This window comes from Stenotrophomonas sp. Steno-C17 (genome assembly GCF_056393165.1).
Map to the genome: position 1 here is coordinate 1 of NZ_JBWJPD010000001.1, position 18,494 is coordinate 18,494.

Below are 18,494 nucleotides of genomic sequence, written 5' to 3' on the forward strand. Positions count from 1 at the left end.
CGAGCAAGCTCGACTCTACCCGCCCACCCTCAACGCGCGGTGGTTTCCTCTTCCCGCTCCGGTTCCGGCGGCGGCAACTGCTCTTCGGCGGCGCGTTCGTTTTTGTAGAGTCGAGCTTGCTCGACTGCTCTTCGCGCTTCAGTCGAGCAAGCTCGACTCTACCCATGTGCCGACCAACGGTCGGCACCTACCATCGAATCGTGCCGACCAACGGTCGGCACCCACCGCACCTACCCTCAACGCGCGGTGGTTTCCTCTTCCCGCTCCGGACCTACCCTCAACGCGCGGTGGTTTCCTCTTCCCGCTCCGGTTCCGGCGGCGGCAACTGCTCTTCTTCTGCGCGTTCGTTGCCTGGCAGGCTGGGCCGGGTTTCCATCAGCAGCGACAGCGCGGCCTTGGCCATCAGGTGCGCGCTGATCGGTGCGGTGATGAACAGGAACACGGTAATCAGCAGCTCGCGCGGCTGCGGGTCCTGGCCCAGGAAGATGTGGTAGCACACCGAACACACCAGCACGCAGCCCACGCCCAGCGTGCTGGCCTTGGTCGGGGCATGCAGGCGCTTGAAGAACGTGGACAGCTTCACCAGCCCCAGCGCGCCCACCAGGATGAAGAAGCAGCCGAACAGCAGCAGCACCGACAGCGCGATCTGGATGAAAGTGATCATTCGACGATGTCCCGCCGCAGCACGAACTTGCTCAGCACCACCGTGCTGCCGAAGCCGAGCATGGCGATCACCAGCGCCGCTTCGAAGTAGATGGCCGAGTTCAGGTACATGCCGAACAGCATCAGCTCGGCGATGGCGGTCACCGACAGGGTGTCCAGCGCCAGGATGCGGTCGGGCACGGTGGGCCCGCGCAGCAGGCGCCAGGTGGCCAGCAGCATGGCCAGGCCGACCACGTGCATGCACACCACCAGCGTGGTCTGGATGATCTGGAATCCAGTCATGGGAAGATCTCCATCAACGGGGCTTCGTAACGGCGCTTGATCGTGTCGATCAGCTCCTGCGGGTCGTCCAGGTGCAGCACGTGCACCAGCAGGAAGCGGCGGTCGTCGCTCAACGCGGCCGACACCGTGCCGGGGGTCAGGGTGATCATGCTGGTCAGCGCGGCAATGCCGTGGATGTTGGCGATGTCCAGCGGCAACCAGATGAAACCGGGGTGGATGTTCTTCTCAGGCCCCAGCACCTGGATCGCCACCCGGATGTTGGACACCAGGATGTCCCACAGGGTGACGAACAGCAGCTTGGGCACCGGCCGCAGCGTGCCGATGCGGGCGAATTCGCGATCCAGGCGCGCGGCGAACAGCGGCACCACCACGCCCAGCACCAGGCCCAGCACGATCTGGCCCAGGGTGAAGCTGTCGGACATCAGCACCCAGAACGCGACCACCATGATGCTCAGGGCGGGCGAGGGGATGATGCGGCGGAACAGCGAGCGCTGTGCGTTCATGGCTGGCGGATCTCCGGCGTGGTCGCACGCAGTTGCTGCACGTACTCGCCCGGCTGCAGCAGCTGCGCGGCGATGGCATCGGTGTGGCGCATCAGCGGGGCGGCGCCCAGGGTCATGCCGATGCCGTAGGCCAGCAGCAGGCAGGCGGCATACAGTTCGACCCGGCGCAGCGGCGCCTTGCGCGGCGGCGGCAGCGCAGGATCGGGTGCCGGCACGCGCCAGAACAGGCGGATGCCACCGCGGGTCAGGCCCATGATGACCAGCAGGCTGCTGACCAGCACCGCTGTCCACACCACGCCGGTGTACTGCGCCGGCATGCCGGCCAGCAGGGCCGCCTTGGCCAGGAAGCCGGACAGCGGCGGCAGGCCCGCCACCGACACCGCACCGATCAGGAACAGCACCGCCGGCGTTTCCTTGCCCGGCATCGGCGCCACCACTTCCTTGCGGTCGCTGGCACCGCCGCGGCGGCGCCGGATCAGGTCGGCCACCAGGAACAGTGCCGCAGCCACGAAGCTGCTGTGCGGCAGGTAGTACAGGCCGGCGGACAGCACCCGTGGCGTGCCCACCGCGAAGGCGATGAACAGCGTGGCCGCCGAGACGATCACCAGATAGGAAATCAGCACGCGCAGGCGGGTGGCGGCCAGTGCGCCCAGGCCGCCCAGCACCAGCGTGGCCACGCCGGCCCACAGCAGCCAGTCACGGCCGTAGCCGGCCATCGCGCCGGCATCCTCACCGAACCACAGCATCTGGATGCGCAGCACCGCGTACAGGCCGACCTTGGTCATGATCGCAAACAGGGCCGCCACCGCGGCCGGCGCACGCGAATAGGCCTCGGGCAGCCACAGGTACAGCGGCATCAGCGCGGCCTTGGCGCAGAACACCAGCAGCAACAGGCCCATGGTGGCCTTCACCAGGGTCAGCTGCGCCGGCGGCACCTGCGCGATGCGCTGCGACAGCTCGGCCATGTTCAGCGAGCCCAGCGAGGCGTACAGCAGGCCCAGGGCAATCAGGAACAGGGTGGAGGCGGTGACGTTGAACACCACGTAATGCAGGCCGATGCGCATGCGCAGGCCGCGGCCGCCACTCAGCAGCAGGCCGTAGGAGGCGATCAGCATCACCTCGAAGAATACGAACAGGTTGAAGATATCGCCGGTCAGGAAGGCACCGTTCAGGCCCACCAGCTGGAACTGGAACAGCGCGTGGAAGTGCGGTGCGCGCCGGTCCCAGCCCGAGCACGCATGCAGCAGGCAGGGAATGGCCAGCAGCAGGGTGGTCAGCAGCATCCACGCCGACAGGCGGTCGGCCACCAGCGCGATGCCCAGGCGGGAGGGCCAGTCGCCCAGCAGATAGACCTGGATATCACCGCCGGCGGTGCCGGCAAACAGCAGGCCCACCACCAGCGCCAGCGCGCCCAGTGCGCTCCAGGCCACCGCGCGCTGCACCTTCGGGCCATAGCGGCGGTGTTCGACGAACAGCGAAAGCGCAGCGCCCAGCAGCGGTACCAGGATCGGCAGGATCACCAGATGGTTCATGCCTGGTCCTCGCCCCGGCGCGGCGGTGCGTCGTCGTCCGGTTCGTGGGCGTCCACGTGGTCACTGTGGTTGTCGCTGCGGCTGCGCATGGCCAGCACGATGCTGACGGCCGTCATCGCAAAGGCGATCACGATGGCCGTCAGCACCAGCGCCTGCGGCAACGGGTCGGTGTAGTTGCCCAGGTGGCTGTCCATGCCTTCCTGCAGCACCGGCGCCTTGCCCTGCACCACGCGGCCACCGGCGAAGATCAGCAGGTTGGTGGCGTAGGACAGGAAGGTCATGCCCAGGATCACATCGAAGCTGCGCGCACGCAGCAGCAGGTAGATACCGATGGCGGTCAGTACGCCGATCGCGGTGGCCAGGGCCAGTTCCATCAGTGCATCTCCCCGGTCAGGGCCGAACGGCGTTGCAGATCGATTTCACCCTTGCGCGCGGTGCGGGTGCGCGAGGGCTTGATCGTGCCCATCATCGACAGCATCAGCATGGCGCCGCCGAACACCACCAGGTACACGCCGATATCAAAACCAATCGCGCTGGCCAGCGGCACCTCGCCGATCAGCGGCAGGTGCAGGTCGATATGGCCGCTGGTCAGGAAGGGCACGCCGAACAGCATCGACGCGCTGCCGCTGAGCAGGGCGATCAGCAGGCCGGCACCGATGCAGCGGATGTAGTCGAAGCCGAAGCGCGATTCCACCGACGCCGAGCCCTGGATCACGTACTGGATCAGCAGCGGCACCGCCAGCACCAGGCCGGCGATGAAACCGCCGCCGGGCGCGTTGTGGCCGCGCAGGAACAGGAAGATCGACACCGTCAGCGTCAGCGGGAACATGATCTGGGCCAGGTCGGCCGGCACCGGCAGCTTGATCGGCGGGCCGGGCATGATCTGCTCCGGCGCCATGCGGGTACGCCGCAGCAGGGCGTGCACCACCAGCGCGGCGATGCCGAACACGGTGATCTCACCGAAGGTATCGAAGCCGCGGAAGTCCACCAGGATCACGTTCACCACGTTCTGCCCATAGGCCTCGGGCAGCGAGCGCGCCAGCATTTCCCCGGCCATGGTGTTCGGCGGCAGGGTCATGGCGGTGTAGGCCAGCGCACCCAGGCCGGCGCCGGCGATGATGGCGATCACCGCATCACGGCGCTTGCGCCAGCGCGGCCGCTCCGGGCCGGACTGCGCGGGCAGGTAGTTCATGCCCAGCAGCATCAGCACCAGAGTCACCATTTCCACCAGCAGCTGGGTCAGGGCCAGATCGGGTGCAGACAGGAACACGAAGGTCAGCGCGACCATCAGGCCCACGCCGCCCACCAGCAACACTGCCAGCAGGCGCTGCTTGTAGATGCGCAGGGTGGCCACCGCGCAGCCCATCATCACCAGCCACAGCGCCCAGCCCAGCAGGGGAATGGGTTGCGGTCGGGTCCAGTTGGGCGAGCCCGGGTTGGCCACGAACGGCGCCGCACCCACCACCACCGCCACCAGCACCAGGCCCAGCAGCATGCGCTGCAGGCTGCCGTTGGCAATCCCGTTGGTCAGGCGCATGGCCAGCGCGGAAAGGGCATCGAGCTGCGCATGGAACACGTTGCGGCCGGTGCTGGTGTTCTCCACACCGTGCAGGTTGATCAGCTTGCGCAGGCCGAAGTACAGCGCCACGCCGCCCACTACGCCCACCGCGCTCATCGCCAGCGGCAGGTTGAAGCCATGCCACACCGACAGGCTGTAGTCGGGCATGGCCGGGCCCAGGATGGCGGCCGCACCGGCATGCAGCACCGGGGCGATGGTCAGCGCCGGGGCAATGCCCACCGCCACGCAGATCACCACCAGGATCTCCACCGGCACCTTCATCCAGCGCGGTGGCTCATGCGGCACGTGGTCCAGGTCGTGCGGGCCATCGCCGAAGAAGGTGTCGTGCACGAAGCGCAGGCTGTAGGCCACGCCGAACACACCGGCCAGCAGCGCGGCGATCGACACCGCCATGCGCATGGTGCCCGGGCCACCGGCGGTAAGCGCCTCGGCAAACAGCATTTCCTTGGACAGGAAACCATTGAGCAGCGGAATGCCGGCCATCGCCAGCGAGGCGATGATGGCCAGTGCGCTGGTGAACGGCATCAACCTGCGCAGTCCCCCCAACCGGCGCATGTCGCGGGTGCCGGTCTCGTGGTCGATGATGCCGGCGGCCATGAACAACGACGCCTTGAACGTGGCGTGGTTGAGGATGTGGAACACGCCGGCCACCACTGCCATCGGCGTGGACAGGCCGAACAGCAGGGTGATCAGGCCCAGGTGGGAAATGGTCGAGTAGGCCAGCAGCCCCTTCAGGTCGTGCTGGAAAATCGCGTTCCAGGCACCGATCAGCAGGGTGAGCGCACCAATGCCACTGACCGTGTAGAAGAACAGATCGCTGCCGGCCAGCGCCGGATGCAGGCGCGCCAGCAGGAACACGCCGGCCTTCACCATGGTGGCCGAATGCAGGTAGGCCGATACCGGGGTGGGGGCGGCCATCGCGTGCGGCAGCCAGAAATGGAACGGGAACTGGGCGCTCTTGGTGAAGATGCCGGCCAGCACCAGGAACAGCGCGTAGGGATACAGCGCACTGGCGCGGATCTGCTCGCCGGCGGCCAGCACCACGTCCAGGTCGAAACTGCCGACGATGCGGCCGATCAGCAGCACGCCACCAAGCAGGGCCAGGCCACCGCCACCGGTGATCACCAACGCCATGCGCGCGCCCTCGCGGGCATCCTGCCGGTGCGACCAGAAACCGATCAGCAGGAACGAGCTGATGCTGGTCATTTCCCAGAAGATCATCAGCAACAGCAGGTTGCCGGAGATCACCATGCCCAGCATGGCGCCCATGAACAGCAGCAGGTAACAGTAGAAGCGGTGGGCGTTGTCCTGGCTGCTCAGGTAGTAGCGTGCGTACAGCACCACCAATGCGCCGATGCCCAGCACCATGCCGGCGAACATCCAGGCCAGGCCGTCCAGGCGCAGGGCGAAATCCAGCCCGATCTGCGGCAACCAGGGCACCACGCTGCGTACCACCTGGCCGTCCATCACCGCCGGGGTCAGCCAGCCAAGGATGGCCAGCCCGCCCAACGGCGCCAGCGCCGCCAGCCAGGCAGCAGTCGAGCGCGAACTACGGGGGAAGGCCGCAACAGCCACTGCCATCAGGAACGGCAGGGCCAGCAGCAGGGGCAGGCTGGGGAGCATGCAGGGAATCCATGATTCACGAGCAGGTCAGTGAGTCTAACAGTCAGTCAAATGTCGCCGAAACCCATGTAACGGCGACAAACAGCATGTAACGTGCGGTATTCATGTTTTTTGCGGTGCAACAGGGGGCGTTTGCGGCCTTGCCGGGTACGTGCGGCGGCTTTGCCGAATCGGCCCCTACGCCTGCGCACGGAAGGGCGCAGGCCCTGCACCACAGGGGCTGCGGGTTCACGTGGGTCAGCAGCAGATGGGTTCAGCCACGGCCTGCGCTGCAGCGTGGCAGGCACGGCGTACAGCCGCAGTGAGCGCGCGGCCCCGTTCAGGAAAGCCGCGCGGCGCTCAGTAGCGCCAGTCCAGCTTGCGGTACAGCTTGGCCATCACCCAGGCCGGGCCGATCAGCAGGTAGGTCAGATCAGTCAGGAAGCTGGGCTTGCGGCCTTCGAACTTGTGGCCGATGAACTGGGCGATCCAGGCCACCACGAACACGCCCACCGCCAGCCAGCGCAGCGCCTGCAGGCCGATTTCCGCTTCCAGCAGGCGGCACAGGCAGCCGAACACGAAGAACTGGATGAGCATGCCGATGCCCAGCGGGCGCGACAGCTTGTTGTAGAAGCACCAGGCGCTGAACATCGCAAACGCCGCCCAGATGCCGTACTGGAACCAGGTGATCAGCGGCGGCACGCACCACAGCAGGGCCACCACCGACCACAGGATGGCCGGCACGGCGACCACATGGATGGCCTGGTTGATCGGGTTCTGGTGGTCGTCGGAATAGCTGGCGAAGTAGCGATCGACGGGGCGTGCAAGCTGGGTGGTGGTCTGCATGCGGCCAGCATACTCCCGCAGCGCCACGCGGTGATGGGGGGCGGGGAAGGGTGGGGTGACGGGGTAGAGTCGACCGTTGGTCGACTGCTCTCCATTCAGATCGCGAAAACCCCGCGCTGCGCGCGATAGTCGACCAACGGTCGACTCTACCGGGTCCATTTCATCGACCGCATTTCACGCCCCCAGCCGCGCGGGCCGGGGGCGCAGGGGCATCAATCGACGCTGATGCCGGCCAGGCGCTGCAGCGCCTCGGCGTACTTGGCGCGGGTGCGCTCGATGATCTCGGCCGGAATGGTCGGGCCCGGGGCGGTCTTGCCCCAGTCCAGCGTCTCCAGGTAATCGCGCACGAACTGCTTGTCGTAGCTCGGCGGGCTGGTGCCAACTTCGTACTCGTCCGCCGGCCAGTAACGCGACGAATCCGGGGTCAGCATCTCGTCCATGATGTACAGACGGCCATCGGCATCGGTACCGAACTCGAACTTGGTATCGGCCAGGATGATGCCGCGCTCGCGGGCGTAATCGGCGGCGAACTTGTAGATGCGCAGGGTGGCGTCGCGCACGCGCTCGGCCAGGTCCGCACCCACCTGCTTGACCATCGCATCGAAGTCGATGTTCTCGTCGTGGTCGCCCACGGCGGCCTTGGTCGAGGGGGTGAAGATCGGCTCGGGCAGCTGCTCGGCCTGGCGCAGGCCGTCGGGCAGGTCGATGCCGCTCACCTTGCCGGTGCGCTGGTAGTCCTTCCAGCCGCTGCCGATCAGGTAGCCGCGGGCGATCGCTTCCACCGGCACCGGCTTCAGCTTGCGGGTCACCACGGCGCGCTTGGCATACAGGGCCGGGTCCACGCCCTCGGGCAGCACGCTGGCCACATCGATGCCGGTCAGGTGGTTGGGCATCAGGTGCGCGGTCTTGGCGAACCAGAAATTGGACACCTGGCAGAGCATCTCGCCCTTGCCCGGAATCGGGTCGGGCAGCACCACGTCGAACGCCGACAGGCGATCGGTGGCCACCATCAGCAGGTAGTCGCCCGGCGGGGTCCCTGCCGGCAGCCGCTCGCGCGGGATATCGAACACATCACGCACCTTGCCGCGATGGCGCAAGGGCAGGCCGGGGAGATCGGATTGCAACAGCGTGGTCGGCACGGGCACTCCTGGGGCTTTGTCGATACGGCTGCCCAACGGACCCGGCGGGCCCGCTGACCAGCGGGCGGCCTAGTGTAAAGCGGTCCGGGCCCGCTGTGACGTAAAATGATGGTCCATTTCGTCGGTCACCCCCGGAACGCCATGCGCTGGTACGGAAAACTGCTCGGATTCATCGCCGGGGCCCTGCTGTTCCGGCCCAATCCGCTGTTCGGGGCGGTGGTGGGCCTGCTGCTGGGCCACGCCTTCGACAGCGACTGGTTCCGCCTGAACAAGGAAAACCCGTACCGGGAGCTGGGGCTGACCTCCGAGGCCACCGACGCCGAGATCGAGCGCGCCTACCGCAAGCTGATTTCCCAGTACCACCCCGACAAGCTTGGCGGCGCCGCCCCCGAGCTGCAGCAGCAGGCCGAACAGAAGTCGCGGCGCATCAACGCTGCCTACGACCACATCAAGACCCTGCGCAAGCGCTGAACCCCTTTCCCCTCGTGCCCAAGGCCCCGGCCATGTCCAACTGCCTCATCGCCCCGTCCATCCTGTCCGCCGATTTCGCCCGTCTGGGCGAGGAAGTGGACAACGTCCTGGCCGCCGGTGCGGACTGGGTCCATTTCGATGTGATGGACAACCACTATGTGCCGAACCTGACCATCGGCCCGATGGTCTGCCAGGCCCTGCGCAAGCACGGCGTGACCGCGCCGATCGACGTGCACCTGATGGTCGAGCCCGTGGACCGCATCATTCCCGATTTCGCCGAAGCCGGTGCCACCTACATCAGCTTCCACCCGGAAGCGAGCCGCCACGTGCACCGCACCATCCAGCTGATCCGCTCGCTGGGCTGCAAGCCGGGCATCGTGCTGAATCCGGCCACCCCGGTGGACATCCTGGACTGGGTGCTGGACGACCTGGACCTGGTGCTGCTGATGTCGGTCAACCCCGGTTTCGGTGGCCAGGCCTTCATTCCGTCGGCGCTGGACAAGCTGCGCGTGGTGCGCCAGAAGATCGATGCCAGCGGCAAGGACATCCGCCTGGAGATCGACGGTGGCGTGAAGGCCGACAACATCGGTGCGATCGCCGCCGCCGGTGCGGACACCTTCGTTGCCGGTTCGGCCATCTTCAACGCCAAGACCAGCTACCAGGACGTGATCGCGCAGATGCGCGCGAATGTCTCTGCGGCGCGGGGCTGAGCCATGGGCACGGCGGCCGTGTTGAACATCCGCGCGGCCACCGTGGCCGACGCCGGCCTGATCCTGCGCTTCATCCGCGAACTGGCCATCTACGAGAAGGCCGAGCACGCGGTGCAGACCGATGAGATCGGCATTGCCGAGAGCCTGTTCGGCGCCGATGCCAGTGCCCGCGCGCTGATCTGCGAAGCCGACGGCGAAGCCATCGGCTACGCGGTGTACTTCTACAACTATTCCACCTGGCTGGGCCGCAAGGGCATCTACCTGGAAGACCTGTACATCAGCCCGGAAAAGCGCGGCGGCGGTGCCGGCAAGGCACTGCTGAAGTACATCGCGCGCCAGGCCGTGGCCGAAGGCTGCGGCCGTTTCGAATGGTCGGTGCTGGACTGGAACACCCCGGCCATCGAGTTCTACACCGCCGCCGGCGCCAGGCCGCAGGACGAGTGGACCGTCTACCGGCTGCAGGGCCAGGCCCTGCACGATTTCGCCAACGGTTGATGTTTGTGGTGGGTGCGAACCGCAACCCGGTGGGTGCGAACCGCAACCCGGTGGGTGCGAACCTTGGTTCGCACTGCTTGTGCACCCCAAAAAAAAGCCGCGCCAATCCCCGGCGCGGCTTCGCTGCATGCGTGGGAGGCTGATCCTGCCTCCATCCATCATCCCTGCTATGGCCTTCCATTCTCCGGCTCATCGGTGACAGCCTGATGACAGGGGGTCGCCAATGCCCCTGCGGCGAGCCGTGCACGGGCACTAGAATGGAGCGATGGAAAATGATGCGGATGTTGTTGCGCTGCTTGAATCCTGGTTTCAGTTTGCGGCAGAAGATGCACTGGTCATCGACCCTGGCTGCATCACTGCGGAGGCACGAGGGAATCTCTGCGCGTTCTCCCCACCGCCAGACACCTTTCTGGACGTTGCACCAGTCGTAGCCTTCGTTCACCGGGTTGCCGCGTACCGCGCCGCGCAGGTCGCAGGCCACGCCATGACGTTCTACTGCTGGCACGACGCCATGGTGCGCCAGCTGCGCCTCAGCCTGGTGTCTTCCCAGCACGGGCATCTGCCATTCGGCTGCCACCATGTGGCAACGACGGATGTCCGCAGCATTGTGCAGGCCATCGTGGTCGACGATTGGAACAACCCTCGATACCTGTGTCTTGAAGACCACGATGGCATCGACGCAGCCGGTGCCAACGCAGACGGCCCGATGTACACCGAGGAGCGGCCCTTGAGGGTCGCGGTCATCCCGCTCGGCTGAACGGCTTCACCGGCTTCACCGGACCCGACATCGGGCGCTGCTAGCCTTGGGCGTCCCCCCTCCCGGAAGCACTGCATGACCACCCCGCGCTGGCGCATGATCCTCAACGGCAAATCCGCAGGCGATGACGACCTGCGCAGTGCCGTCGGCCATTGGCGGCAGCAGGGCGTACAGCTGGAAGTGCGGGTGACCTGGGAAGAGGGCGACGCCGAGCGTTACGTGGCCGAAGCCATCGACCATGGCGTGGACGTGATCGTGGCCGCCGGCGGCGATGGCACGCTCAGCGCCGTGGCCGAAACCCTGGCCCATCGCGATGAACCAGCCGAGACGCTGCCCTCGCTGGCGCTGGTGCCGATGGGCACGGCCAATGATTTCGCCACATCCGCCGGCATTCCCACCGAACCCCAGCAGGCCTTTGCATTGATCGGGCAGGCCCCCGCGCGCGCTGTGGACCTGCTGCGCGTGGACGCCGACGGGCGGACCTGGTGGTGCGCCAACCTGGCCAGCGGTGGCTTCGGCACGCAGGTGACGGTGGAAACCGATGCGGGCCTGAAGAAAATGCTGGGTGGGTTGGCCTACGTCATCACCGGCATCGCCAAGCTGGGCCGCATCGAGCCGATCACCGCGCGCCTGACCGGCCCGGATTTCGAATGGGAAGGCGGCTTCATCGCCCTGGGCATCGGCAACGGCCGCCAGGCCGGTGGCGGCCAGCAGCTGTGCCCGCAGGCACTGATCGATGATGGCCTGCTGGACGTGACCGTGGTGCCCGAACTGGAAGGCGAGGTGGCTGCCACGATCGGCCAGATGCTGACCGGTGGCAAAGAAGCCGCGCTGGAGCGCGTGGCAACGCGCGCGCAGTTGCCGTGGGTGCAGATCGAGGCCACGCAGGCGCTGACCTTGAACCTGGACGGTGAGCCAGTGCAGGCCCGTCGCTTCCGCATCGACTGCGTGCCGGCCCGGGTGCGCATGCACCTGCCGGCCGACTGCGCGCTGCTGTCCGGGGCAGGGGTAGCGTCGGCTGGGTAGAGTCGACTGGGTAGAGTCGACTGGGTAGAGTCGACTGGGTAGAGTCGACTGGGTAGAGTCGACTGTTAGTCGACTAACTCGCGTAGCGCGGGCATTTCCGCCACCGATGGAAGAGCAGTCGACTAACAGTCGACTCTACCGGCCTCCGCCCCGGTCATTGCCACCGGTCGTTGCCCCGGTCATCGCCACACCGGTCGTCGCACCGGTCTCCGCCCCGGTCATTGCCACCGCTACCGGTCTCCACCCCGATCCCTGCAACCGGCACCGCGCTTGCGGTGGTTCAGTTTCGCAGGGTTTCCCTGCCGCCGAACCTGCGTTACAGTCAACGGGTGTCCAGCCTGACGACCCCGCATACCCTTTCTTCCGCACGCCGTTGGTGGCGATGGTGGCCCGTTGCCGTCGTCCGCCCCCATAACGCTGTGTCCCGGAAGGAAAGTCGTCTTGAACTCGCACGCTCAGTTTCAGCAGCAGGCCGCTGAAGGCCACACCCATATCCCCGTTGTACGCGAAGTGCTGTCCGACCTGGACACGCCGCTTTCGGTCTATCTGAAGCTCGCCGACGGCCCCAATACCTACCTGTTTGAATCCGTCGAAGGCGGCGAGCGCTTTGGTCGTTACTCGATCATCGGCCTGCCGGCACGCCGCGTGTACGCCTTCCACGGCCACACCCTGACCGTGCGCGAGGATGGCCAGGTGGTGGATACCCGCGAGGTGGCCGACCCCTTCGCCGAGGTCGAGGCGCTGCGCAGCGCCCACTCGGTGCCCAAGCTAGACGGCCTGCCGGGCTTCACCGGCGGCCTGGTCGGCTGGTTCGGCTTCGAGTGCATCGGCTACATCGAACCGCGCCTGGCCCCGCCGGCCGGCCGTGATGAGCTGGGCACGCCGGATATCCTGCTGCTGGATTCCAACGAACTGGCGGTGTTCGACAACCTGAAGGGCCGGCTGTACCTGATCGTGCATGCCGACCCGCGGCTCGACGGCGCGTTCGAGCAGGCGCAGGCGCGCCTGGATGCGCTGACCGCCAAGCTGCGCGCACCGGGTGCGGGCTATCCCGCACCGCTGAACAGCGATGTGCTGGACGAATCCGATTTCGTTTCCGGTTTCACCCGCGAAGGCTTCGTCGATGCGGTCCAGCGCAGCAAGGAATACATCCGCGCCGGTGACATCTTCCAGGTGGTGCTGAGCCAGCGCCTGAGCGTGCCGTTCAAGGCGCGCCCGGTGGATGTGTACCGCGCACTGCGTGCGCTGAACCCGTCGCCGTACATGTATTTCCTGGATGTGGGCGACCTGCAGGTGGTCGGTTCGTCGCCGGAAATCCTGGTGCGCCTGCAGGATGGCGAAGTGACCGTGCGCCCGATCGCCGGCACCCGCCCGCGCGGCGCCACGCCCGAGCTGGACCTGGCGCTGGAAGCCGAGCTGCTGGCCGATCCGAAGGAGCGCGCCGAGCACCTGATGCTGATCGACCTGGGCCGCAACGATGCTGGCCGTGTTTCCAAGGCCGGCACCGTGGAAGTGGGCGAGCAGTTCGTGATCGAACGCTACAGCCACGTCATGCACATCGTCAGCGAAGTGACCGGCCAGCTGCAGCCGGGCCTGAGCTACGCCGACGTGCTGCGTGCCACGTTCCCGGCCGGCACGGTCAGCGGTGCGCCGAAGATCCGTGCGCTGGAAGTGATCCGCGAGCTGGAGCCGATCAAGCGCAATGTCTACGCCGGCAGCATCGGCTACATCGGCTGGCATGGCGATGCCGATACCGCGATCGCGATCCGCACCGCGGTCATCAAGGACGGCCGCCTGTACGTGCAGGCCGGCGCCGGCATCGTCTACGACTCGGACCCGGACAAGGAATGGGACGAGACGATGAACAAGGGCCGCGCGCTGTTCCGCGCCGTCGCCCAGGCCGCCAAGGGCCTGTGAGTTTCCCTGTGCCGTGGCCTGCGCCGCGGCACCTTCCGCTGTTCCCACCCAAGACAAGGAGTACCGCATGAAGCTGCTGAGCGCATTGCTGTGGTCGTCGCTGCTGGCCACGATGGCCCCGTCCGCGTGGGCGCAGGCCAATACCATTCCCTCACAGCCGCATCTGCTGGTGAAGGGGCAGGGCACCCGTACGGTGATGCCCGACCGCTTCGGCCTGCAGTTGAACATCGAAGAGACCGACATGGACGCCGATGCGGCGCGCCGTCGCGTGCAGGACAACGTGGCGCGCGCACTGGCGCTGTTCAAGCAGCACAAGGCGGTGGACGGCAGCGTGCGTGCGGACAACCTGCGCATCGGCCCCGCCACGCGCTATGAGGACAGTCGACAGGTATTCATCGGTACCCGCGTTTCGCGCCAGTTGCGTGCCAGCTTTGCCAGCGTGAAGCAGATGCAGGACGTGCTGGCCGCGCTGAAAGCCAATGAGCATGTGCAGGTCAGCAGCGTGGCCCCGACCTACTCGGGTGAGGTCGCACTGCGCCGCGAGCTGAAGACCGAAGCAGCGGCCCAGACCCGTGAATCGGCGCAGGGCCTGGCCAAAGCCTATGGAACGTCGCTGCGCGGTCTGTACAGCATTTCCGATGTGGCACCGGACTTCGCCTATGGCATCCAGGCCGGGCAGTGGCCCCAGCTGGACGAGGATGGCCAGAATCTCGACCGGGTCTCGGTGACCGCCAGTCACGGCTACGCCGCAGCGCCTGAGCCTGGCACGCGCGAATCCATCGAAGCCGGCCCCATCACCTACACCGAAAACGTGTACGCCATTTTCCTGATAAGCGACGGAACCTGACCATGTTGTGGATGATCGACAACTACGACAGCTTCACCTACAACCTCGTGCAGTACCTGCAGACGCTGGGCGCCGAAGTGAAGGTGGTGCGCAACGATGCGATGAGCGTGGACGAGATCGCCGCGCAGAAACCCGAGCGCATCGTCATTTCGCCCGGCCCGTGCACGCCCAATGAAGCGGGCGTGTCGCTGGAACTGATCCAGCGGCTGGGGCCGACCACGCCGATCCTCGGCGTGTGCCTGGGCCACCAGAGCATCGGCCAGGTCTACGGCGGTACGGTCATCCGCGCCGGCAACATCATGCACGGCAAGACCTCGCCCATCCGCCATGAAGGCAAGGGCGTGTTCGCCGGCCTGCCGGACCGCTACCAGGCCACCCGCTACCACTCGCTGGTGGTGGACAAGACCAGTCTGCCCGACGCGCTGGAAGTGACCGCCTGGACCGAGAACGAGGACGGCTCGATCGAAGAGATCATGGGCCTGCGCCATCGCCAGTTCCCGGTGGAAGGCGTGCAGTTCCACCCCGAATCCATCCTCACCGAACACGGCCACGCCCTGCTGCGCAATTTCCTGCAGCGCCCGGCGGCCTGATCCAAGGAGCATTCCGATGAGCTTCTCCCCCCAGGAAGCCCTGCAACGCACCATCGAACACCGCGAAATCTTCTTCGACGAAATGGTCGACCTGATGCGGCAGATCATGCGCGGCGATGTCTCGCCGATGATGACCGCCGCCATCCTCACTGGCCTGCGGGTGAAGAAGGAAACCATCGACGAGATCGCCGCAGCCGCTACCGTCATGCGCGAATTCGCGCTGGCCGTGCCGGTGGCCGATACCACCCACCTGGTGGATATCGTCGGCACCGGTGGCGATGGCTCGCATACGTTCAACATCTCCACCTGCGCGATGTTCGTGGCCGCGGCCGCGGGTGCGCGGGTGGCCAAGCACGGCAACCGCAGCGTGTCGTCCAAGTCCGGCAGCGCCGATGCGGTGGAAGCGCTGGGCGCGGCCATCGAACTGCAGCCGGCGCAGGTAGCTGCGGCGATCGAGCAGACCGGCATCGGCTTCATGTTCGCGCCGATCCATCACCCGTCGATGAAGGTGGTCGCGCCGGTTCGCCGCGAAATGGGCGTGCGCACCATCTTCAACATCCTCGGCCCGCTGACCAACCCGGCCAGTGCACCGTCGGTGCTGATGGGCGTGTTCCATCCCGATCTGGTGGGTATCCAGGCGCGCGTGCTGCGCGAGCTGGGCACCGAGCGCGCCATGGTGGTCTGGGGCCGCGACAACATGGACGAGATCTCGCTGGGCGCCGGCACCCTGGTGGGCGAGCTGCGCGACGGCAAGGTGCGCGAGTACGAGATCCACCCCGAAGATTTCGGCATTGCCATGTCGGCCAGCCGCAACCTGCGCGTGGACAGCCCGGAGCAGTCGATCCAGATGCTGCGCGCGGTGCTGGACAACCAGGCCGGCCCGGCGCTGGACATCGTGGCACTCAATGCCGGTGCCGCGCTGTACGTGGCCGGCGTGGCCAGCGACATCGGCGACGGCCTGGCCCGTGCCCGCGCCGCGATTGCCGATGGCAGTGCCCGCCAGCGCCTGCAGCAGTACGTTGACACCACCCGCGCGCTGGTTGCCTGAGCGCGCGGTTCAGCCTGACCCACCCGATGGCCGATAATGGCCGTCCTCACCGCCCCAGTACCGAAGCGACGACGATGAGCGACATCCTGCAGACGATCCTGGCCCGCAAGGCCGAAGAAGTGGCCCAGCGCCGCGCCCAGCGCCCGCTGGAGGCGCTGCAGGCCGCCGTGGCCAGTGCCCCCCCGGTGCGCGGCTTCGTGCGCGCGCTGCAGGCGGCGGTGGCCAATGGCGACCCGGCGGTGATTGCCGAGGTGAAGAAGGCCAGCCCGTCCAAGGGCGTGATCCGTCCCGACTTCCGCCCGGCCGACATCGCCGTCAGCTACGAATTCGGCGGTGCCAGCTGCCTGTCGGTGCTGACCGACGTCGATTTCTTCCAGGGCGCCGATGCCTACCTGCAGCAGGCCCGCGAGGCCTGCACGCTGCCGGTGCTGCGCAAGGACTTCGTGATCGACGCCTACCAGGTGTACGAGGCCCGCGTGCTGGGCGCCGACTGCATCCTGCTGATCGTGGCCGCGCTGGACGACACCCAGCTGGCCACCCTGTCCGAACTGGCCCTGTCGCTGGGCATGGACGTGCTGGTGGAAGTGCACGACATCGACGAACTGGAGCGTGCGCTGCAGGTGCCGGCGCCGATGATCGGCATCAACAACCGCAACCTGCGCACCTTCGAGGTCTCGCTGCAGACCACCCTGGACATGCAGAAGGCGGTGCCGCGCGACCGCCTGCTGGTGACCGAGAGCGGCATCCTGGGCCCGCAGGACGTGGCCCTATTGCGCGACGCCGGCATCCACGCGTTCCTGGTGGGCGAGGCCTTCATGCGCGTGGAAGAGCCGGGCGAGGGCCTGCGTCAGCTATTCTTCGGGGCATGACAACGCACTATCCAACGCCGCGCGAGGATGCGCCGCTGGTCGTTTTCGACTTCGACCACACTCTCTACGACGGGGATTCGGGCACCCACCTGTTCGCCTCGCTGATCAAGCGCAATCCGCTGCGCATGCTGGCCGCGCTGCTGGTCACGCCGATCGCCGGGCCGCTGGTGGCGATGCTGCCGACCCGCCGTACCGGTATTTCGGTCTATGTGTGGATCGGCAGTTTCGGCCTGCACCGGGCGCGTGAGTTCAATCGGGTGATCGATGCCTACGTGATCCGCAACGAGCAGCAGATGCGGGCCAAGCTGCTGCCGCAGGCGCTGGAGGTCTTTGCCGCGCACCGTGCCAAGGGTGACCGGGTGGTCGTGGCCACCGGCGCACCGCCGGAGCTGGCCCGCGCCATCCTGGCGTTCGTGGCCCACCAGGACGTGCCGGTCATCGGCACCGAAGTGGGCCCGCGGTTGGGCGGGGTCGGCCCGACCCGGCACTGCCACAACGAAGAGAAGATGCGCATGCTGCGCGAGCGCGGCTACGGCAACATCGACATCGCCTATTCGGACAGCACCGCGGACCTGCCGCTGCTGCTGGCGGCCAAGGCGCCGGTGGTGGTGAACCCGAAGCGCTCCAAGGTCGATTTCTTCCGCAGCGTGCTGCCGGCCGGTACCCGCATCCTCAACTGGGGCTGCGTCGACCGCGGTGGCGACAAGGCCTGACCGGCGTCTGTTGTAGAGTCGAGCCATGCTCGACTGCTTTTCGCGAAGAGCCGCCGGGCCATGCCCGGCGTGTCGTCAGCGCCCCAGGTAGCCGCCCAGCGCATGGCCGATCTGGAACAGGCTGATGCCCAGCACCAGCACGCCCACCGCCACCAGCACCCAGCGCTCCTGCACCCGCTTGACCAGGATCGCCGCCACCGGCGCGGCCATCATGCCGCCGATCAACAGGCCGGCGACGATCTGCAGGTGCTGCAGGCCCATCGACAGCAGGAAGGTGGCCGACACGGTCACCGTCACCACGAACTCGGCGGCGTTGACCGTGCCGATGGTGGTGCGCGCCTGGCCGCCGCGGGCCAGCAGGGTGGAGGTGGCCACCGGGCCCCAGCCACCGCCGCCGCTGGCGTCCAGCAGGCCGGCGAAGAAGCCCAGCACCGGAACCCGGCGGATCTCGCCCTTGGGCATCCAGCGCCCGGCCGCGCGGGCCAGGATGAGGATGGCCAGCACCAGCAGGTACAGGTAGATGAGTGGGCGGATGACGTCGCCTGGTAGTTGGGTCAGGATGTAGGCGCCGACCGCACCGCCCACCGCGCCGGGCAGGGCCAGGCGCAGAAACAGGCGTTTATCGACGTTCCCGGCGACCAGATGCGACACGCCGGACGCGCCGGTAGTGAACACCTCGGCGGTGTGGATGGCCGCGCTGGCCTGCGCCGGCGGGATGCCCATGGCCAGCAGCACCGACGAGGACACCAGGCCAAACGCCATGCCCAGCGCGCCATCGACCAGCTGTGCGCCCAGGCCGATGAGGATGAACCACCAGAATTCGCTGCTCAGTTCCATGGACCGAGCCTAGCGGAAGCGCGTGTGCGGGGCGTGCGATGGTGTGTCGCAGCTACGGTGATCCGCCG

20 protein-coding genes are annotated in these 18,494 nt (G+C 67.1%); 11 read left to right on the forward strand and 9 right to left on the reverse strand.

What is annotated here, in order from left to right; translation table 11 throughout:
• Positions 1 to 277: 277 nt before the first annotated feature.
• From AC06FA_RS00005 to AC06FA_RS00040, 8 genes are all read right to left on the reverse strand, one after another.
• Positions 278 to 664, reverse strand: coding sequence for a Na+/H+ antiporter subunit G (locus tag AC06FA_RS00005; protein WP_478066579.1), 387 nt, complete (start codon positions 662 to 664; stop codon positions 278 to 280).
• The gene (locus AC06FA_RS00010; RefSeq protein ID WP_006399171.1) at positions 661 to 945 is read right to left on the reverse strand and encodes a K+/H+ antiporter subunit F; all 285 of its coding nucleotides are present in this window, start codon (positions 943 to 945) and stop codon (positions 661 to 663) included. Before AC06FA_RS00010 ends, AC06FA_RS00005 begins: the two co-directional genes overlap by 4 nt.
• Positions 942 to 1,448 (reverse strand): Na+/H+ antiporter subunit E, encoded by a 507-nt coding sequence (locus AC06FA_RS00015; protein WP_108751103.1) that lies wholly within the window; start codon positions 1,446 to 1,448, stop codon positions 942 to 944. Before AC06FA_RS00015 ends, AC06FA_RS00010 begins: the two co-directional genes overlap by 4 nt.
• Positions 1,445 to 2,980 (reverse strand): monovalent cation/H+ antiporter subunit D, encoded by a 1,536-nt coding sequence (locus AC06FA_RS00020; RefSeq protein WP_478066580.1) that lies wholly within the window; start codon positions 2,978 to 2,980, stop codon positions 1,445 to 1,447. Before AC06FA_RS00020 ends, AC06FA_RS00015 begins: the two co-directional genes overlap by 4 nt.
• Positions 2,977 to 3,354 (reverse strand): Na+/H+ antiporter subunit C, encoded by a 378-nt coding sequence (locus tag AC06FA_RS00025; RefSeq protein ID WP_108754400.1) that lies wholly within the window; start codon positions 3,352 to 3,354, stop codon positions 2,977 to 2,979. The genes AC06FA_RS00020 and AC06FA_RS00025 overlap by 4 nt, the downstream gene beginning before the upstream one ends.
• Complete coding sequence (locus AC06FA_RS00030; RefSeq protein WP_478066581.1) at positions 3,354 to 6,182, reverse strand: monovalent cation/H+ antiporter subunit A; 2,829 nt, start codon at positions 6,180 to 6,182, stop codon at positions 3,354 to 3,356. Before AC06FA_RS00030 ends, AC06FA_RS00025 begins: the two co-directional genes overlap by 1 nt.
• Before the next feature lie 339 nt (positions 6,183 to 6,521).
• Positions 6,522 to 7,007: an Mpo1 family 2-hydroxy fatty acid dioxygenase gene (locus AC06FA_RS00035; protein ID WP_478066582.1), complete on the reverse strand. Its 486-nt coding sequence runs from the start codon at positions 7,005 to 7,007 to the stop codon at positions 6,522 to 6,524.
• Positions 7,008 to 7,219: 212 nt separating this feature from the next.
• On the reverse strand, positions 7,220 to 8,146 hold the full coding sequence (locus AC06FA_RS00040; RefSeq protein ID WP_029379835.1) for a phosphoribosylaminoimidazolesuccinocarboxamide synthase: 927 nt from the start codon (positions 8,144 to 8,146) through the stop codon (positions 7,220 to 7,222).
• A 141-nt stretch (positions 8,147 to 8,287) separates the two neighbouring features.
• On the opposite strand from AC06FA_RS00040, the gene AC06FA_RS00045 reads away from it, so the two are divergent.
• The 11 genes from AC06FA_RS00045 to AC06FA_RS00095 all read left to right on the forward strand — a co-directional run bounded on the left by AC06FA_RS00045 (position 8,288) and on the right by AC06FA_RS00095 (position 17,589).
• Positions 8,288 to 8,617 (forward strand): J domain-containing protein, encoded by a 330-nt coding sequence (locus AC06FA_RS00045; RefSeq protein WP_478066583.1) that lies wholly within the window; start codon positions 8,288 to 8,290, stop codon positions 8,615 to 8,617.
• A gap of 32 nt (positions 8,618 to 8,649) precedes the next feature.
• On the forward strand, positions 8,650 to 9,327 hold the full coding sequence (gene rpe, locus AC06FA_RS00050; protein ID WP_107232904.1) for a ribulose-phosphate 3-epimerase: 678 nt from the start codon (positions 8,650 to 8,652) through the stop codon (positions 9,325 to 9,327).
• Positions 9,328 to 9,330: 3 nt separating this feature from the next.
• Complete coding sequence (locus tag AC06FA_RS00055; RefSeq protein WP_107232905.1) at positions 9,331 to 9,822, forward strand: GNAT family N-acetyltransferase; 492 nt, start codon at positions 9,331 to 9,333, stop codon at positions 9,820 to 9,822.
• 265 nt (positions 9,823 to 10,087) lie between these two features.
• Positions 10,088 to 10,579, forward strand: coding sequence for a hypothetical protein (locus AC06FA_RS00060; protein WP_107232906.1), 492 nt, complete (start codon positions 10,088 to 10,090; stop codon positions 10,577 to 10,579).
• A gap of 75 nt (positions 10,580 to 10,654) precedes the next feature.
• A complete protein-coding gene (gene yegS, locus AC06FA_RS00065) occupies positions 10,655 to 11,605 on the forward strand; it encodes a lipid kinase YegS (RefSeq protein ID WP_478066584.1) in 951 nt (316 codons plus the stop codon).
• A 441-nt stretch (positions 11,606 to 12,046) separates the two neighbouring features.
• Positions 12,047 to 13,522, forward strand: coding sequence for an anthranilate synthase component I (trpE, locus tag AC06FA_RS00070; protein ID WP_478066585.1), 1,476 nt, complete (start codon positions 12,047 to 12,049; stop codon positions 13,520 to 13,522).
• Between the two features lie 67 nt (positions 13,523 to 13,589).
• Positions 13,590 to 14,369, forward strand: coding sequence for an SIMPL domain-containing protein (locus AC06FA_RS00075; protein WP_478066586.1), 780 nt, complete (start codon positions 13,590 to 13,592; stop codon positions 14,367 to 14,369).
• 2 nt (positions 14,370 to 14,371) lie between these two features.
• Positions 14,372 to 14,959 carry an anthranilate synthase component II gene (locus tag AC06FA_RS00080; protein WP_108754392.1) on the forward strand — a complete coding sequence of 196 codons (588 nt, stop codon included), beginning with the start codon at positions 14,372 to 14,374 and terminating at the stop codon, positions 14,957 to 14,959.
• Between the two features lie 16 nt (positions 14,960 to 14,975).
• Positions 14,976 to 16,007 (forward strand): anthranilate phosphoribosyltransferase, encoded by a 1,032-nt coding sequence (gene trpD, locus AC06FA_RS00085; RefSeq protein WP_108754391.1) that lies wholly within the window; start codon positions 14,976 to 14,978, stop codon positions 16,005 to 16,007.
• A gap of 74 nt (positions 16,008 to 16,081) precedes the next feature.
• Positions 16,082 to 16,876 (forward strand): indole-3-glycerol phosphate synthase TrpC, encoded by a 795-nt coding sequence (trpC, locus tag AC06FA_RS00090; protein WP_478066587.1) that lies wholly within the window; start codon positions 16,082 to 16,084, stop codon positions 16,874 to 16,876.
• Positions 16,873 to 17,589 carry a haloacid dehalogenase-like hydrolase gene (locus AC06FA_RS00095; RefSeq protein ID WP_478066588.1) on the forward strand — a complete coding sequence of 239 codons (717 nt, stop codon included), beginning with the start codon at positions 16,873 to 16,875 and terminating at the stop codon, positions 17,587 to 17,589. The genes trpC and AC06FA_RS00095 overlap by 4 nt, the downstream gene beginning before the upstream one ends.
• A 75-nt stretch (positions 17,590 to 17,664) precedes the next feature.
• Here the strand turns inward: AC06FA_RS00095 and AC06FA_RS00100 are convergent, their stop codons facing one another.
• A complete protein-coding gene (locus tag AC06FA_RS00100) occupies positions 17,665 to 18,426 on the reverse strand; it encodes a sulfite exporter TauE/SafE family protein (RefSeq protein ID WP_478066589.1) in 762 nt (253 codons plus the stop codon).
• Positions 18,427 to 18,494: the final 68 nt, after the last annotated feature.

Coding starts and splice junctions, on each gene's coding strand:
- AC06FA_RS00015 (WP_108751103.1), bottom strand. CDS start 1,448: ATGAACGCACAGCGCTCGCTGTTCCGCCGCATCATCCCCTCGCCCGCC.
- trpD (WP_108754391.1), top strand. CDS start 14,976: ATGAGCTTCTCCCCCCAGGAAGCCCTGCAACGCACCATCGAACACCGC.
- AC06FA_RS00005 (WP_478066579.1), bottom strand. CDS start 664: ATGATCACTTTCATCCAGATCGCGCTGTCGGTGCTGCTGCTGTTCGGC.
- AC06FA_RS00030 (WP_478066581.1), bottom strand. CDS start 6,182: ATGCTCCCCAGCCTGCCCCTGCTGCTGGCCCTGCCGTTCCTGATGGCA.
- AC06FA_RS00035 (WP_478066582.1), bottom strand. CDS start 7,007: ATGCAGACCACCACCCAGCTTGCACGCCCCGTCGATCGCTACTTCGCC.
- yegS (WP_478066584.1), top strand. CDS start 10,655: ATGACCACCCCGCGCTGGCGCATGATCCTCAACGGCAAATCCGCAGGC.
- AC06FA_RS00025 (WP_108754400.1), bottom strand. CDS start 3,354: ATGGAACTGGCCCTGGCCACCGCGATCGGCGTACTGACCGCCATCGGT.
- rpe (WP_107232904.1), top strand. CDS start 8,650: ATGTCCAACTGCCTCATCGCCCCGTCCATCCTGTCCGCCGATTTCGCC.
- trpC (WP_478066587.1), top strand. CDS start 16,082: ATGAGCGACATCCTGCAGACGATCCTGGCCCGCAAGGCCGAAGAAGTG.
- AC06FA_RS00060 (WP_107232906.1), top strand. CDS start 10,088: ATGGAAAATGATGCGGATGTTGTTGCGCTGCTTGAATCCTGGTTTCAG.
- AC06FA_RS00010 (WP_006399171.1), bottom strand. CDS start 945: ATGACTGGATTCCAGATCATCCAGACCACGCTGGTGGTGTGCATGCAC.
- AC06FA_RS00020 (WP_478066580.1), bottom strand. CDS start 2,980: ATGAACCATCTGGTGATCCTGCCGATCCTGGTACCGCTGCTGGGCGCT.
- AC06FA_RS00100 (WP_478066589.1), bottom strand. CDS start 18,426: ATGGAACTGAGCAGCGAATTCTGGTGGTTCATCCTCATCGGCCTGGGC.
- AC06FA_RS00075 (WP_478066586.1), top strand. CDS start 13,590: ATGAAGCTGCTGAGCGCATTGCTGTGGTCGTCGCTGCTGGCCACGATG.
- AC06FA_RS00080 (WP_108754392.1), top strand. CDS start 14,372: ATGTTGTGGATGATCGACAACTACGACAGCTTCACCTACAACCTCGTG.
- AC06FA_RS00095 (WP_478066588.1), top strand. CDS start 16,873: ATGACAACGCACTATCCAACGCCGCGCGAGGATGCGCCGCTGGTCGTT.
- AC06FA_RS00045 (WP_478066583.1), top strand. CDS start 8,288: ATGCGCTGGTACGGAAAACTGCTCGGATTCATCGCCGGGGCCCTGCTG.
- AC06FA_RS00055 (WP_107232905.1), top strand. CDS start 9,331: ATGGGCACGGCGGCCGTGTTGAACATCCGCGCGGCCACCGTGGCCGAC.